The sequence below is a fragment of the Pseudomonas sp. A0308 genome (assembly GCF_044218815.1).
Classification (GTDB): Bacteria; Pseudomonadota; Gammaproteobacteria; order Pseudomonadales; family Pseudomonadaceae; genus Aquipseudomonas; species Aquipseudomonas iridis.
On record NZ_CP162581.1, the window covers coordinates 4,169,550 to 4,184,791 of the forward strand.

Annotated in this window: 13 protein-coding genes; 6 read left to right on the forward strand and 7 right to left on the reverse strand. The window is 59.4% G+C overall.

What is annotated here, in order from left to right; all coding sequences use genetic code 11:
* Positions 1 to 80 precede the first annotated feature (80 nt).
* On the reverse strand, positions 81 to 968 hold the full coding sequence (gene ispA / locus AB4P92_RS19275; RefSeq protein ID WP_261736555.1) for a (2E,6E)-farnesyl diphosphate synthase: 888 nt from the start codon (positions 966 to 968) through the stop codon (positions 81 to 83).
* Positions 965 to 1,207, reverse strand: coding sequence for an exodeoxyribonuclease VII small subunit (locus AB4P92_RS19280; RefSeq protein ID WP_003228627.1), 243 nt, complete (start codon positions 1,205 to 1,207; stop codon positions 965 to 967). The genes ispA and AB4P92_RS19280 overlap by 4 nt, the downstream gene beginning before the upstream one ends.
* A 380-nt stretch (positions 1,208 to 1,587) precedes the next feature.
* Here AB4P92_RS19280 and AB4P92_RS19285 point away from each other — a divergent pair, with 380 nt between their 5' ends.
* From AB4P92_RS19285 to AB4P92_RS19300, 4 genes are read left to right on the forward strand one after another with little or no spacing between them, the layout of a single operon-like run.
* A complete protein-coding gene (locus AB4P92_RS19285) occupies positions 1,588 to 2,379 on the forward strand; it encodes a YfaP family protein (RefSeq protein WP_395598013.1) in 792 nt (263 codons plus the stop codon).
* Positions 2,380 to 2,426: 47 nt separating this feature from the next.
* Positions 2,427 to 4,139: a DUF2138 domain-containing protein gene (locus tag AB4P92_RS19290; RefSeq protein ID WP_395598014.1), complete on the forward strand. Its 1,713-nt coding sequence runs from the start codon at positions 2,427 to 2,429 to the stop codon at positions 4,137 to 4,139.
* Positions 4,136 to 4,774: a DUF1175 domain-containing protein gene (locus AB4P92_RS19295; protein ID WP_042561286.1), complete on the forward strand. Its 639-nt coding sequence runs from the start codon at positions 4,136 to 4,138 to the stop codon at positions 4,772 to 4,774. Before AB4P92_RS19290 ends, AB4P92_RS19295 begins: the two co-directional genes overlap by 4 nt.
* Complete coding sequence (locus tag AB4P92_RS19300) at positions 4,771 to 9,336, forward strand: alpha-2-macroglobulin family protein (RefSeq protein ID WP_395598015.1); 4,566 nt, start codon at positions 4,771 to 4,773, stop codon at positions 9,334 to 9,336. Before AB4P92_RS19295 ends, AB4P92_RS19300 begins: the two co-directional genes overlap by 4 nt.
* Here the strand turns inward: AB4P92_RS19300 and AB4P92_RS19305 are convergent.
* A complete protein-coding gene (locus tag AB4P92_RS19305) occupies positions 9,329 to 9,634 on the reverse strand; it encodes a hypothetical protein (RefSeq protein ID WP_395599680.1) in 306 nt (101 codons plus the stop codon). The two genes, AB4P92_RS19300 and AB4P92_RS19305, sit on opposite strands and share 8 nt — an antisense overlap.
* Here AB4P92_RS19305 and AB4P92_RS19310 point away from each other — a divergent pair.
* Positions 9,536 to 10,957: a DUF2300 domain-containing protein gene (locus AB4P92_RS19310; RefSeq protein ID WP_390896392.1), complete on the forward strand. Its 1,422-nt coding sequence runs from the start codon at positions 9,536 to 9,538 to the stop codon at positions 10,955 to 10,957. The genes AB4P92_RS19305 and AB4P92_RS19310 overlap by 99 nt on opposite strands.
* Positions 10,958 to 10,960: 3 nt before the next feature.
* Positions 10,961 to 11,773, forward strand: a complete 813-nt coding sequence (locus AB4P92_RS19315; RefSeq protein ID WP_047303651.1) for a YfaP family protein — start codon at positions 10,961 to 10,963, stop codon at positions 11,771 to 11,773.
* Between the two features lie 46 nt (positions 11,774 to 11,819).
* Here AB4P92_RS19315 and AB4P92_RS19320 read toward each other — a convergent pair whose 3' ends face one another.
* From AB4P92_RS19320 to AB4P92_RS19335, 4 genes are all read right to left on the reverse strand, one after another.
* The gene (locus AB4P92_RS19320) at positions 11,820 to 12,905 is read right to left on the reverse strand and encodes a macro domain-containing protein (protein ID WP_200613267.1); all 1,086 of its coding nucleotides are present in this window, start codon (positions 12,903 to 12,905) and stop codon (positions 11,820 to 11,822) included.
* Positions 12,902 to 13,546: a DUF4433 domain-containing protein gene (locus tag AB4P92_RS19325; RefSeq protein ID WP_200613264.1), complete on the reverse strand. Its 645-nt coding sequence runs from the start codon at positions 13,544 to 13,546 to the stop codon at positions 12,902 to 12,904. The genes AB4P92_RS19320 and AB4P92_RS19325 overlap by 4 nt, the downstream gene beginning before the upstream one ends.
* Positions 13,547 to 14,122 (reverse strand): DarT ssDNA thymidine ADP-ribosyltransferase family protein, encoded by a 576-nt coding sequence (locus AB4P92_RS19330; RefSeq protein ID WP_200613261.1) that lies wholly within the window; start codon positions 14,120 to 14,122, stop codon positions 13,547 to 13,549.
* Positions 14,123 to 14,307: 185 nt separating this feature from the next.
* Entirely contained in the window at positions 14,308 to 15,228 is a 921-nt protein-coding gene (locus AB4P92_RS19335; protein ID WP_042561281.1) for a restriction endonuclease, read from the reverse strand.
* Between the last annotated feature and the right edge of the window lie 14 nt (positions 15,229 to 15,242).

Genomic DNA, 15,242 nt, shown 5'->3' on the forward strand with positions numbered 1-15,242 from the left:
TTATAGGTATAAAAGATGCGGCAGTTTACCTGATGCATCGCCCACTGCCCACGCGTTGATCTTTTTTGGCCGATTCGCCGTCAGCTGCGGCGCTCGACGATATACCGGGCCAGCTCGCGCAACGGCTCGGCTGCCGCGTCAAACGGTCGCAGGGCGTGGAGAGCCTGATCGCGCAGCTCCAGCGCGTAAGCCTTGGCCGCGTCCAGGCCGAGCAGCGCCGGGTAGGTCGGCTTGTCCCGGGCGATATCGGCGCCTTGGCGTTTACCGAGGGTGGCGGTATCGCTTTCGACGTCGAGGATATCGTCCTGCACCTGGAAGGCGAGGCCGATGGCTTGTGCGTAAGTCTGCAAGGATTGCAGTTCATCCGGCTTGGCGCGGCCGCTGGCCAGGGCACCGAGTTTGACACTGACTTCGATCAGCGCACCGGTCTTGTGTCGGTGCATCAGTTCAAGGGCTTGCTGATCGAGCTTGAGACCGACCGAACCGAGGTCGATGGCTTGACCGCCGACCATGCCGGCCGGGCCTGCGGCCAGTGCGAGCGCACTGACCATCTGCAAACGGATATCGGCGCTCAGGTCGCTCAGGCGCGGATCGAGCAAGGCGCTGAACGCCAGACTCTGCAAGCCGTCACCGGCGAGAATCGCGCAAGCCTCATCGAATTTCTTGTGAGTGGTGGGCTGGCCGCGACGCAGGTCGTCGTCGTCCATCGCCGGCAAATCGTCGTGCACCAGCGAATAGGCGTGGATCAGCTCCACCGCGCAGGCCGCACCGTTAGCCTGCTCAGCCTCGCCACCGATGGCTTCGCACGCGGCGTAAGCCAACAGCGGACGCACGCGTTTGCCGCCGTTCATCACGCTGTAGCGCATGGCCTCATAGAGGCGCGCCAGTTCTGGCAACGGGGCGTTGAACAGGCTTTCCAGTGCCGCGTTGACCCGGGCCTGGCTGGTCGCCGAATACGCTGCAATCATTCTGGCTGTTCCGCGTCGAAGGGTTCCTCGGCGAGTTCGCCATCGCGCTCCAGCAGCACTTGCACCTTCTGCTCAGCCTGAGCCAGCGCTGCCTGGCAGTCACGGGTCAGCCCGATGCCCTGCTCGAAAGCGGTCAGCGAGTCTTCCAGCGACAATTCACCGTTCTCCAGACGCTCGACCAATGTTTGCAGGTCGGCGAGGGACTGTTCGAAATCCAGTGCAGCTTTTTTGCGGGCCATGGCGGCAGTTTCCGGTTGACGTTAAACCGGCGCGACACTAGCAGATAGGGGGGGTATGGGCAAATGAGCGGGCTATCTGCGCCCCGTATTTCTGTGGCGAGGGAGCAGGGGGATATAGGGGGATTCCAGGAGGGTGACGGTGTATTCGGCTCATTCTGTGAGCCGAATAATTCCGCTATTCGGCTCACGCACAACAAATACGCGTAATTCCTACAGCGATAGCACCTGTATCCGATTGTTAAAAAAACGCCGAATGGATAATCTTCGCGCCTTCTACGACCCGATAGTCACGGGTCTTTCAGACGAAACGCAGTTTCAGAGGCTGTGAAGTACCGAGGATCGGGTGCAAGGTTTCGTTCAGGCATGGCAGGAGGCATTACATGCGTTCATTCATTTTGCTGTTGATCGGGATGGTTTGCGCACCCGCGCTGCTGGCCGCACCGAGTGCCGAGCTGTCGGAACCGGTGGGTGGCTGGCGTTATCACGGCTTGCTCGATCGCACGGAAAACCCGCAAGTCGCCTATCCGACGCCACCGATCGATCGTGGCATCCAGCGCAATCGCACGATGATCCAGGGCCAGCTCAAGGCCATCGGTCATATGCGCCCGCCGCACAGCCTCGCCGTCAATGGCAATCCGCTGAATCTGTACACCGACGATCAGGGCCGTTTCGCCCGGCCATATGCCTTTGGCGCCGGTTCCAACAGCGTCGAGGTGATCAGCGCCGAGGGCCAGTCGCTCAAGCGCGTGCAATTTTATGAAGCAAATAATTTGCGCACGTCGGCGCGAATTCGTCTTGTCTTGGGATGGGACGATCCAAAGGCTGAGCTGGATCTGCACATTGTCACGCCCGATGGCCAGCATGCGTTCTGGGCGCGGCCGGCATTGAGCAACGGCGGCGGCCTCGACCCCGACGGCGTCGATGGCCCCGGCCCTGAGATGTTCACCATGACCGCGCCGCTGCACGGCACCTATCTGGTTTACGTCAACTATTGGGGCAATTTCGGCAACGGCGGCTATAACTTCGAGGAGACCAGCAATCAGAACGAGGTGATTACCTCGCAAATCACGCTGGTGCTCAATGAAAACACCGTCGACGAAAAACGCGAGACGTTCATCGTGCCCCTGCGGGCGATTGGTGATCTGCTGCTGGTCAAGACTTTCAACTATTAAGTATCCCGCCATGGATGAAATCGTGAGCGTTGGGAATGAGCGTGAAGATGAGCGATAACACTGTTACCCCGGCTGTCGAAACACCTGCTGGCAAACCTTCCCGACGCTGGCCGTTGCTGTTGGCCGGGCTGTGCCTGGTGGCTGGCGTAGCAGGCGGTTTTGGCTGGCTGCTGCTCAAACCCAAGGCGCCGCCGGTGGAGCTTGCCGGTGACAAGCTTGGCCTGAGCCGCCCGGATGCATTGCTGGAAACCCGCTCGCTGAGCCAGTTGCCCAAAGACCTGCTGACGGTGCCGTTCCTCAAGGCCACGCTCACCGAAGATTTCGTCTTCTATTACGAAGCCCACGCCGATCGCCTCGGCTTGATCGGTAGTCTGCGCCGAATCATTTACGAGCATGATCTGAAGTTGCAGGACAGCTTGATCGAACAGCTTTTCGATCAGCCAGCTGATGTCGCGCTGTGGCGCGGTGCCGATGGTCGCTTGAAGGACTTTCTGCTGGTGATGGATCGCGGTGGTTTGGCCAAGCTGCTAGAGCCGCTGGCGAAAGTCGCGCTGGATGACACCCAGCTCAGCGTTTTCGGCAATCTCAAGGTTGGCAGTGACGAGGTGCCGCTGTACCAGTTGAGCTACAACGCCAGCAAATCGCTGCTGTTCGCTTCGCGCGGCGACAAACTGGTGGTGCTGTCGAATCCGGCCAAGTACTACGACCCTGAAAGCGGCGTGTCCGAGGAATCCGGCCACGTCTCGCCGCAAGCGTTGGCGGCATTGCTCAACGGCGAAAAGCTGTTCCCCGAAGCCTTTGGCCTGCCTGCTAAAACCCCGGAAACCAGACAGCGACTCTCGGTAAATTCCAGCGTCCTCGCCATGGGCTACCAGCGCTTCATTCCGAACTTCGCCGGCCTGCGTTTCGACATGGACGACAAGGGCTGGCACAGCTACCTCGCCATGGACGAGCTGGAAAACCAGCCGGATTTCGATTTCAAACCGGTCTGGCAAGCCATGCCACTGGGCGCCAGTGCCTGCGTAACGTTGCCGGTAGCTGCCGAACCGCAAAAGCCGTTGCTGGTAAAACTCGGCGCCGAAGACGCCGTTGCACAGACGCTCACCGAACACGTGGCGGGCGCCGCGGGCTTGTGCTGGTACGCCGATTCGCGTTTGTACACGCCATTGCTGGTGGCCAGTCTGAAGGACGAGGACAGCAGCAAGCTCGACGGCGATCTCGGCAAACTGTTCGGGTCGATGGTCGGCGCCTTCGAGTCCAACGTCGAAGAAAAAGTATTCCCTGTAGTGGAGAAACAGGAAGGCCAGAGCCACGTCTGGCAGCGTCAAGTCAGCTCCAGCTTCGGTCCATACGCGGCCAGGGACGCAGAGAATCCGGATGCAATCAGCGGCAAGGCTTTCATGAAGGTCAGCCTCGCCCGTCACGGCTCGACGCTGCTGTTTTCCCTCGACGACAAACTGGTCGACAAAGCCCTCGGTACCCTCGACAAACGCTTCCCGCCGATGGCCGATGTGCTGCCCAAAGACGTGCTGATGCCGATCTATTTCGGCCCGGATTCGATGGCGCAGCTGATGCAGCAGGAAACCCTCGACAGCCTGCCGCAAGACATGGAACCGGTGTTCTACAACGCCGCGCAAACCTATCTGATCCCAAAACTTCGCACTCTCGGCGGCTACGGCAAATATGCCCTGACCTTGCCTGAAGGCAGCGAGCCGGATGGTCACTGGCAGTGGCTGCCGCTGGAGTGGAAAGCGCTGTGACGGCACTGATCCGCAGCCTCGGCTTACTCGCGCTGTTACTCAGCGCCGGCGCCCGTGCCATCGAAACGCCTGCGCTCGATCCTGCACAATCCCAGGTGTTTCGCGCCTGGTTCGTGCGCATCGCCCAGGAGCAACTGAGCCAGGGCCCGAGCCCGCGCTGGTATCAACAGGATTGCGCCGGGCTGGTGCGCTTCGCTGCCAACGAAGCGCTGAAAGTCCACGACGATAAATGGCTGCGCAGCAATGGCCTGTCCAATCGTTACCTGCCGCCGGAACTGTCGCTGAGCGACGATCAGCGCAAGCTCGCCCAGCAATGGCAGCAGGGCGGCGGCAAGATCGGGCCGTACGTCAACGCAATCAAACTGATTCAGTTCAACAGTCATCTGGTCAGCCGCGACGTGTCGCAGGCGCGTCCCGGTGACCTGATGTTTTTCGATCAGGGCGACGACCAGCACCTGATGATCTGGATGGGCCGCTACATCGCCTATCACACCGGCACCACCACCCCGACTGACAACGGCATGCGTTCGGCAAGCCTGCAGCAACTCATGACATGGAAGGACACCCGATGGATACCCGACGCAGCCAACCCCAACTTCATCGGCGTCTATCGACTGAACTTTCTCTCCCAATGACCGGTGCCCGCATGTTGCGTTTACTGCCTCTGCTGTTGACATTAGTCCTGCCATTTTCGGCAGTGAACGCCGAAGACACCGTCGAACCGAGCGGCTACACACCGGTGTCCGGCGAAAGTTTTTTCCTGCTGGCTGACAGCAGTTTCGCTGCCGACGAGCAGGCCATGGTTCGCCTCGAAGCGCCGGGCCGCGACTATCGGCGTTTCCGCATGGAGCCTTACGGCGGCGCCGATATTCGCGTGTATCGCATCGACAAGCCGCTGGACTTCCTCAAGCGCCAGAAAAACCTGCACCGCGTGGTCAGCGACGGCCAGTTCAAGGGCGAAGGCTTGTCCAACACCCTCGCGTATCTGTGGGACAACTGGTACCGCAAATCCCGGCGGGTGATGCAGCGTGCGTTCTCCTATGAATCGCGCAAACAGGTCACCGAGGAAGTGCCGGAACTGAAGATGGGCAACGCCATCGTCGCGCCGACACCGTATGACGCGCAGCCGCAATTCGCGCTGATTCCGGGCTTGCCGGTGGTCAGCCAGTTCCGTTATCCGCTGTGGCAGGCCAAGCCGATTCAGCCACCGGCCGGAGTCAATCTGGCCGGGTCTTCCAGCGACTTTGTCAGCGTCGCGCCGGGTAACGTTTACATCCCGCTGGGTCAGTTGAAACCGGGTCTTTATCTGGTCGAAGCGCTGATTGGTAAGTACCGCGCGACCACCATGGTCTTCGTTTCCAACACCGTGGCAGTGAGCAAGATTGCCGGTGATGAATTGCTGGTCTGGGCCGCTCGCAAACACGAAGGCAGTTCGGTGCCGAAGGTCAATGTGCTGTGGACCGACGGCCTCGGCGTGATGAGCAGTGGCGCCACTGATGCCGATGGTTTGCTGCGCCTGAAACACGTCAGCCCCGAGCGTTCTTTCGTCATCGGCGAGGACGAGGAGGGCGGTGTATTCGTTTCGGAAAACTTCTACTACGACAGCGAAATCTACGACACCAAACTCTATGCCTTCACCGACCGACCGCTGTATCGCCCAGGTGATTGGGTGTCGCTGAAAATCGTCGGTCGCGAGTTCAAGAATGCGCGGGATTCGGTGTTGCCGGGTGCCGCAGACGTCAATGTCAGCGTGCTCGACGCCACTGGCACCGAGCTGCAACGCCTTGATCTGAAACTCGATTCGAAGGCCGGCACTCAGGGTCGTTTCCAGTTGCCGGATAACGCGGTGGCGGGCGGGTACGAGATTCGCTTCAACTATAAGGATCAGGCTTACAGCAGCGCCTTCCGTGTGGCTGAGTACATCAAGCCACACTTCGAGATTTCGCTGAATCTGGCCAAGCAGGATTACCGCACCGGCGAGCCGGTCAAGGGCAGTCTGGTGCTGTTGTACCCGGACGGCAAACCAGTGGCGAACGCCAAACTGACCCTGAGCCTGCGCGCGCAGCAACTGTCGATGGTCGACAACGAACTGCAATACCTCGGGCAATTCCCGGTGGAGCTGACCAGCACCGAACTGACCACCGACAGCAAAGGCAACGCCACCCTCGACCTGCCGGCCGCCGACAAACCGAGCCGCTACATGCTCACCGTGTTCGCCAGCGATGGCGCGGCGTATCGGGTCAAGACCACCAAGGAAATCCTCATTGACCGTGGCGCCGCGGGTTTCCGCTTGAGTGCGCCTCAGCGTTTCAGTGCAGTCGGCGACAAGGTCGCGTTCAGCTACGCCAACGAGGGCGGCACCGAGCAGAGCAAAGCGGTCACGCCGAGCACTTACGGCTGGGTGCGCCTGGAAGACCAGAGCACCGGCGAAGGCAAACTCGCGGCGACTGACAAAGGCTTCAGTCTGGCCTTCGAACGTCCGGGCACTTACAACCTGACGCTCAAGGATCAACACGGTCGCGTCCTCGGCGCCACCGCTCATGCGGTCACCGGTGACGGCGTCAAAGCTGTGCCGGGCACCGTTGAAATCGTCCTCGACAAACCTGAGTACAAGGCCGGCGACGAAGCGTTGGCACTGATCACCTTCCCTGAGCCGGTCAATGATGCACTGCTGTCGCTGGAGCGCGACAAGGTCGAAGCCACCGCGCTGCTGGCCAAGGGCGGCGACTGGTTGAAATTGGAAAAACTCAGCGACACCCAATACCGCGCACGCATTCCGGTGAAGGATAACTTCGCGCCGAACCTGACCTTCTCCGTGCTGTACACCAAGGGCGGTCAGTACAGTTTCCAGAATGCCGGGATCAAAGTGATCGCGCCGCAAATCGACGTGGCGATCAGCACCGACAAACAGGTGTATCTGCCGGGTGACACGGTGACCGTCGACCTGACTACGCAGTTCGCCGGTAAAGCAGTTCCGGCGCATCTGACGGTGAGTGTTGTCGACGAAATGGTTTACGCGTTGCAGCCGGAAGTCGCGCCGACCATCGACCAGTTCTTCTACCATCCACGGCGCAACAACGTGCGCACCAGCGCCAGCCTGTCGTTCATCAGTTACGACGTCGCGCTGCCGGGCAGTCCCGGTGCGCCGGGCAAAGCCAACCGCAGTGAACGTGGCGTAAAAGTGCTGGAGCGGCCGCGTCGTGAAGACGTCGATACCGCTGCGTGGCAACCGGAATTGCTGACCGGTGCCGACGGCAAAACCCGCTTCACCTTCAAGATGCCCGACTCGCTGACCCGCTGGCGCATCACCGCTCGCGCCATCGCCGATGACGGTCAGGTCGGTCAGAAGAAGCAGTTTGTCCGCTCGGAAAAACCGCTGTACCTGAAGTGGAGCGGGCCGAGCAAATTCCGTAAGGGTGATCAGCCGCAACTCGGTATTTTCGCGTTCAGCCAAGCCGAGAAACCGGTCAAGGCTGAGCTGGTCACCCACTACGCCGGCACCGAACAACGCCTGCCGGTGACCCTGAACAACGGCATCAACTACCTGCCGCTGCCGGCGTTCGCATTGGCTTCCGGCGAGTGGACGGCGGAGTTGGTGCAGGACGGCAAAACCGCTGATTCTCTGGCCGTGCGCTTGAGCGCAACCGGTGACGGCTGGCAAGTGACGCAGACGCAAAGCCTCGACGTGGTCAGCGGCGATACACCACTGAGCCTGCCGGCGGACGCCACCGATATTCGCCTACGGCTGGATGACAGCCCGCAAGCGCTGTTCCGTTCGGCGCTGGATGATCTCCTCAGCTACCCGTACGGCGGGGTCGAGCAGACCGCCAGTCGCTTGTTGCCGCTGAGCATTGCCTATCCTTCGCTGGCATCGAGCCCACAGATCCGCGATCGCTTGCGTCTGATCATGCAGAACAGCCGTCTGCGGTTGGTGCAAATGGCCGGGCCGTCGGCGAGCTTCACCTGGTGGGGCTACGACGGTGAGCCGGATGCGTTCCTCACCGCTTACGCCTACTTCGCCGACTGGAATGCCAGCCAGGTACTGGATCTGACGCTGCCGCCGGAGCATTGGCAGCGCGTGTTGGAGGTTTACGCCAAACAGGCGCCGAACACGCCGTTGCTGCAACGGGCGTTGATTCTGTCGTTCGCCAAGCAGATGCATTTGCCAGTGAACACGCTGCTGACGGGGTTGATGGAGGATCTGGCGAAGGCGGGTGAAGGCAATGCCGAAACCCTGATCGACGATGGCGTAGACAGCCTGGTGATGAGCGATCCGGATTCGGCGCTCGGTCTGGCGGCGGCGCGAGTGTTGACCGCATCGCTGGCCACACAGGCGAAAGTCGCGTTGCCTGACGCATTCAATCGTCAGGTGGGCGCTGCGCAACAGCGTCTGTCGGTCAGTTCGCAGCCGTTTGTCGAAGCGCTGAATCTGTCGCTACAACCGTTCGATCAGGCTCGCGCGCAAGCCTTGCTGCAACGCTTGTTGCCGCAGCAATCGACGCTCGAGCGCGCACTGGCGCTGACCTGGCTGCAACGCAGCATCGCCCAGGCTTCGCCGACCATTGCGCTGACGCCGGGTGAGGGGTGGAAGAAAAGCTACGGTGCCAGTGGCGAGATGTTCTGGACGTGGCAGGGTGCGACGCCGGTGCCGAGCGTGTTGACGGTTTCTGGTAGTCAGGAGCGTCCGCTGCGCGCGGCGCTAAGTTTCCAGACTCAACAGCCAGCCATCGATCCAATGGCCGTGACCATCACCCGGCGTCTGTCGCGACTGGTGCCGGGCGATGAAGCGTTCACCTTCAAACTGGAGCCGGTCGGCACTAAGCCGTTGTCCAGCGACAGTCTGTACCTGGACGAAGTGATCCTCACCAGCAAGGCACCGAAACCGCTGCGCTACGGCATGCTCGAAGTGCCGTTGCCACCGGGCGCCGATGTCGAGCGCACAACGTGGGGCATCAAGTTGCAGGGCAAGGACGGCACTGAGCCGACCGCGCTGGAGAAAGCGCGTTTCGAGCCGGGGCAGTTGGCTTATGCCGTGCCGGTGGATGCGCTGAGCGGCGAATTGCGCCTGCGCCATCTGGTGCGTTTCTCGCAGAAGGGCCAGTTCAATTTACCGCCGGTGCGTTTCACCCAGGTCTACGCGCCGCAACATCAGGCTCAGGAAGCGAAAGCCGCCCTCGGTCAGGTCACGGTCAACTGACATGAAGCGGCCGCTGCTGTGGCTGATGTTGTGTGTGATTCCCGCGCTGGCAACGGCGCAGGATGAGTCTTTGCGCGTGGCCTACAAGGGTGAATTGTTGTCGTTGAGCCAGACGCAACTGATCGCTCGCGAGCCGTTGCCGCCTTCGCTGGATGCGCCGCTGGGCAGTCTGTGGAAGCTGTTTGTTTATGTGTGGCTGGTGGATACCGGCGCTCGCGAGCCCGCTTATGAATGTCGCGGACAGTCGAAGGAAGAAGTTTATTGCTGCAGCGCTGGCGGCAAGATTGAACGTGATCAGGCGTTGGTGAAGTCGTGTGGGTTGTATTTTGAGCCTGCGCGGTTGGGGATTTCTTCTTCCGATTGGCGGGCGTATTGGCAGACGCGGCAGGCACCGTCGTGGTTGCTGGATCTGCCATTGGTGCAACCAGCCACGCGAGTTTCTGTGGCTGATTTGTTGAAGGTGTTGTCTTCGCTGCCAGCTCAAGACCAGATGCGCCGCGTGTTGCTTGATGTCGTTCTGACTGCGGCAGATGGCAACGTCGTTGGTGAATTAGGCGGGCGCTTGCGGGTGAAAACCTGGAGCTGGCTTGGCGATCAGGACCCACAATCGCGACAGGGCGGATTTGCCGGTTGGACGGTGGATGGCTCGCCGGTTTGGGCGGGAGGGCGTGGCACCAGTCAAATGGTTCTACGAAATTACGGTCAGGCATTGGCGGCGGTGTTGCCAACGGTCTGGCCAGCAGAGACGGGCCGTTGTGTCGAAGTCGGTCTGTTCTCGCGCTATCCGGTGTTACGTGTTTTGGCTGGCGATCGGGCGGTGACTTCCGGACCGTTGCAGGGCGATTACCGCGTCGAATTCGCTAACGGCAATGCGCTGGATATCCATAGTGACGGCGAACTGTTTCTGCTCAACAACAAACTCGTCGCCAGGCTTGATCGCGAAGAATACGTCGCCCGGGTGCTGGATCGCGAAGCCAAACCCGAACCCGCCGAAGCCGCCAAAGCGCTGGCCGTGGCGATCCGCACCTACCTGCTGCAAAACGCTGCGCGTAGCGGCGATTGCCTGAGCATCGATGACAGCAGCACCCGCCAACGCGTCGCCCCGCGCCCGGCCTCGGCGGAGTCTCGCAGTATCGCCGCATGGACCGCGGATGTGGTGCTGGCCGGCAGTATTGTCACCTATCACTCAGACCAACCCGGCCCGGACAAACTCGCTTGGCAACAAGCCGTCGAGCAGGCCAATGCTGGTCAGCGCTACGACGCGATTCTGCTCCACGCCTATCCGCGCGCCAGCCTCAGCCGTTGGGACAACCCGGTCGCCTCCTGCGAAGCACTGCCCGCCGCCCAAGACTGGCTGCAAAAGCAACGACGCGGCTGGCGCCCGAAGCTGGAAAGCGAAACCGGCTACAACGAAGTCAGCACGTTCGCCGTGTGCAAACTGGCTTTTGGCAGACCCTTCGTCGACCGCGAGCGCCAACGAATCTATGTGCGCGGCGTACTCACCCTGCAGGATCGCCTCGACCTCACCCACGAATATCTGCACCTGGCTTTTGAAGCACATCCCAACGGCCAGGATGAAACCTACATTGAAGGGCTCGCCCGTCACCTCTTGCTGGAATAGACCATGACACTCCGTTATCCACAGGTCTTGCTGCTGCTCTGCACGTTGACCGCGCTGTCGCCGGCCATTGCCGCCGACAGCGTCAAACTCGACACCCCGGTCGGCGGCTGGCGCAGCGGCGCGCCGCAAGGCGAGGGCGAAAGCTTCCGCCAGACCGTCAACTACCCAGCCTCCTCGGTGAACACCCCGATCGGCCAAGCCAACACCGCACGCATCAGCGGCGAAATCAAAGCCACACCGAAGAGCACAGAGCCCGGCCGCCTCATCGTCAACGGCGTCAGCATGCCGCTGAAAATCGACGACGCCGGCCGCTTCGACCGCCCATTCTCCTTCCCCAACGGCAGCAACAGCGTCGAAGTCCGCAGCCCTGACGGCAAACAACGCCACCGCACCCAGTTCCTCAACACCAGCGGCGGCGCCACCCCAGCCAAACTGCGCGTCCTGCTCGCGTGGGACAGCGACGGCACCGACCTCGACCTGCATCTCGTCACCCCCGACGGCGGCCACATCTGGTACGGCAATCGCACCGCCCCCAACGGCGGCGCCCTCGACGTCGACGTCACCACCGGCTACGGCCCGGAAATCTTCGCCATGCCGGCGCCGATCAAGGGGCAGTATCTGGTGTATGTGAATTACTACGGCGGCGGGTATCGCGCAGATGACGAAGGTGGGGATGAAGCCGTGCAGGCGCTGACGACGGCGCAGGTGACGGTGATTACCGAAGAAGGCACGCCGAGCGAGAAGATGGAGACTTTTTTGATCCCGATGCGGACGGCGGGGGAGTTGACGTTGGTTAAGGCGTTTAGTTATCCGTGAGCGATAAATTGGGCAGCAAGTTGCTGCCCAATTATCCTGTCATCACTCAGGCCGCCAATTCAGGTCGGAAACTGCTGGAGGTCAGACGCTTTAGCGCAATATCAAGAGCCTGATCATCGAACAGTTTGCTCTTGCGAGCAGCAGCACCAGCGCCACCGTCCCAATGCTTCAACGCCTCACGCACTGCAGGAACGGTCGCAGACACGCCTTCCTGGCTTAGCAGCCAATCGACTGTCGCCAACAACTCCATACCGAATGGCGATTCAAAACCGTCAATCAACTCGGCAGTGCGTTCTAAAGCCTGGGAGTATTCCTTGGCCTCAGTCTTCAGATACGTCTGCAAAAAGGCTTTGCGCTCTTGATCAAACCAGATCACATCGCTAATGCCGGCGTCACTGATGCGTTTGTCACAGTGCAGATAACTGCCATCGAGGTTGTCGAGCAGATGTTCCAGCCGGTTGGCGTACGGCCCATATTTGTGCGCGACAAACTTCAGATTCAGAGGATTCTCGGTATCCGGCAACTGCTCGATAGCACGCTCGAGAAACCAAGCCAACTTCTGTATCTCCAGCAGACTGCACTCCATACCTAAAACCCAATAGCGACGAACCAGTTCGGCGATAAGCGCGCGGGCTGGCGTGAGTTTTTCTACGCCCGAACGTTTGGCTACGTTCAGATACTGGTTCGAGGGCTCGAATACCAACACATCGGCGTCCAGGTCCCCCAACACTTCGACAATCTGCTCACGGACTTCAGGCCACTTCAAACCGCCGTTACCAGCACCCAGAGGCGGGACGGCGACAGATTTCACGTCGTTCTCAAGCAAAAACCGACGCAGATCATGCAAGCCTTCCGTTATCCACGCCATTTGCGACGGAGAACGCCAATGGCGTTTGGTTGGGAAGTTCACGATCCAGCGAGGGCCATCGAGTTCATTGGTGGCCGTCACATGCATCTTGCCGGTTTCTACTTCCTTCGCCTTACACGCTGCTGCATAGAGACGGTAATTTTGCGCAAAGCGTTCTTTAAACATCAATGCGATGCCCTTGCCCATCACGCCCACGGTATTCACCGTGTTGACGAGGGCTTCGGTTTTGGCTTCCAGCAGGTTGCCTTGGGTGAATCTGATCATTGGAAATACCATTTGGGGCGCGCATGAACCGGCAACGTCAGGCCTCTGGCGGCAACGTCTGCTTCTATACGTACTTTCATTGCATCGGTGTGGCACATGATGCCCAGTAGCCCCGTAATCGGTAGGTGATGGTGGATCAGCGCCTCAGCCTGATAACGCTCCATTTTGCGAGGATCATCAGGATCGCGCTTGAAGTCGCGCCGTTGAAGGATAGACCAATCGATCTGGTCGAGATTCGCCAGATCGCTGTAGTAGTTTGTCCAACTCGGGTAAGCATGTGCGTTTGTAAAGACAAACGGTAGGCCGAGCTCTTCAACGCGATAGAGGCTTGAGACCAGAATCACGATCTCGTCATTGCTGCGTTGCTGAACACTCCAGCCAGAGTGAATGTTCTGCATCATCACTGAGAAGGGCGTGAAGTAGAAGGGCACGTAATCGGCCAAAACGCCTTCCGGTGCGATAGGCACCTGACGGGAACGGCGCTTATCGATCAAGTCGACGTTACCGATATTCACGTACTGAGGTGCCTGTGCTTCCGAGTTTGCGCAATGCAGACCGTTGTCCAGAATCCAGGGCAGGTTATCGCGGTGCACGATACGCCAAATCAGAGCTTTCTCTGGATTCAGGCTGGTGTAGTTCATTTATAAGAACATTCCGGGATTCACGCTGATGGGAGTCGCAAGCTTTGCCACGCGCATTTTAGCCTCACAAAGCGAGCTGACTTCATCGTTGGGTGCATAAATCCTGGAAAAGTTTTTGGGGTTTACCATTTCGGGAGATAGGCATTCGGCCATGCAAACGCTTTTGCATTCTGGGTTCTGATAGTCCCGAGTACTCATCAGCTCCCAATTAATTGCTTCAAAACCTGCGTTGTAATCGAGCAGTTGGATCGCATCATCAGCGAGTGGGTGACGGGGAATAATTTTCCAGTCGTTTTGTTTGGCAAATGATCGAAAGACGGAGATGAGGACGAACTTTTCTTTGGGCCGGCTGAGCTGTACACGTCCATCAAAAGGATTCGCAGCAAACCAGTGGAACGGAACATAGCGATCAAGATTGAGCGCTTTGCGCTTCCTGAGGATTTCACTGTCTGCGACGTCGGTGAAATTTTCCAGACTGGCGCGAGGCTTTAGGCCTTCCTGAAAGATCCCATCCAAATTCTCAACGGAGGTGAGGTGGTAAACGAAGTATTTTTCCCTGATGTTTGCGTCCGACATAGTGGTCTCCTTGACCTACACATCAACCTAAACTGAATTCAGTCCCGGCCTTGCCCCGCGCTGATGTAACCCTCGATCCGTGGGGGTTGGTACAACAATCGCCGTGATTCTAGTTTGCTATCACTTTTGACCACAAGCCCAATATGGAAATTGGTTAGCAGGGTCATACAGCAACACGCCTGAACTCACTCTTCGTCAAAATAATCGCGATCAAGCGTCGGCAACCGCAACAAACGCGATGTCACGCCCACCTCATGATCCATCATCAGATGCACCAGCCGCATGCCGTCTACCAACACAATGCCGTCCACCGATTTGGCGAAGTCGACAGCGTGCGCTGTAAAGCCAGAGGTGGTAATGAACACGCCACGCTTGGCTTTTTGCCCTGCGAGCGCCCCATAGAACGCCTGCAGTTCAGGGCGGCCAACCGTGTTCTGCCAGCGCTTGGCCTGAACGTAAACCTTCTCCAGCCCCAATTTATCGAGCGAGATAATGCCGTCGATGCCGGCATCACCGGAACCGCCGACACGTTGCAGATCATTGCGACTGGCGCCGTAACCCAGTCGATGAAGCACATCCAGCACAATCACTTCGAAACGGTTGGGGCTGACTTGCAGCAAGTTATCCAAAAGGTCGGCCGCCGTCGCATCGCGCAGTTCCTTTAGCGCTCGCTCCAGTCGGTCATCGGGGCTTTCGGTGGCAGAGGCTAGATCTGGCTCCACATTTGGTTGGTCATCCAGTGGCTCGGCATCAGGCGCGACTTTCAGCTTCACATTCATGTAGCCGATTGCCAAATGCTCCACATCCTTGGCGGACAGTGGAAATGCATGCTCCTTGGCATACTGCACGCCTGCATCGGTCAACTTCCAATAACCGCGTTTGGCACTACTGGAAAGACCGGCACGCTTGAGACGATCGTGCGCCCAGCCTGATCGGTTTTTGTAAGTGGCCTGACCACTCGCGATCAGATCCTCACGCTGCGCTTCTGTTAATTGCAGCATTTTGGCTGCCGCCTCGTGGGCGTCCCGAGCAATTGCACCGTCGGGTTTTGTGGCAAGAAACCGCAGGATCGGCTCGATGAACTGATCGTAGGTTGGAACAGACATGGGCGCATCCCTGT

Coding starts and splice junctions, on each gene's coding strand:
- ispA (WP_261736555.1), bottom strand. CDS start 968: ATGATTGCAGCGTATTCGGCGACCAGCCAGGCCCGGGTCAACGCGGCA.
- AB4P92_RS19280 (WP_003228627.1), bottom strand. CDS start 1,207: ATGGCCCGCAAAAAAGCTGCACTGGATTTCGAACAGTCCCTCGCCGAC.
- AB4P92_RS19285 (WP_395598013.1), top strand. CDS start 1,588: ATGCGTTCATTCATTTTGCTGTTGATCGGGATGGTTTGCGCACCCGCG.
- AB4P92_RS19290 (WP_395598014.1), top strand. CDS start 2,427: ATGAGCGATAACACTGTTACCCCGGCTGTCGAAACACCTGCTGGCAAA.
- AB4P92_RS19300 (WP_395598015.1), top strand. CDS start 4,771: ATGACCGGTGCCCGCATGTTGCGTTTACTGCCTCTGCTGTTGACATTA.
- AB4P92_RS19315 (WP_047303651.1), top strand. CDS start 10,961: ATGACACTCCGTTATCCACAGGTCTTGCTGCTGCTCTGCACGTTGACC.
- AB4P92_RS19320 (WP_200613267.1), bottom strand. CDS start 12,905: ATGATCAGATTCACCCAAGGCAACCTGCTGGAAGCCAAAACCGAAGCC.
- AB4P92_RS19325 (WP_200613264.1), bottom strand. CDS start 13,546: ATGAACTACACCAGCCTGAATCCAGAGAAAGCTCTGATTTGGCGTATC.
- AB4P92_RS19330 (WP_200613261.1), bottom strand. CDS start 14,122: ATGTCGGACGCAAACATCAGGGAAAAATACTTCGTTTACCACCTCACC.
- AB4P92_RS19335 (WP_042561281.1), bottom strand. CDS start 15,228: ATGTCTGTTCCAACCTACGATCAGTTCATCGAGCCGATCCTGCGGTTT.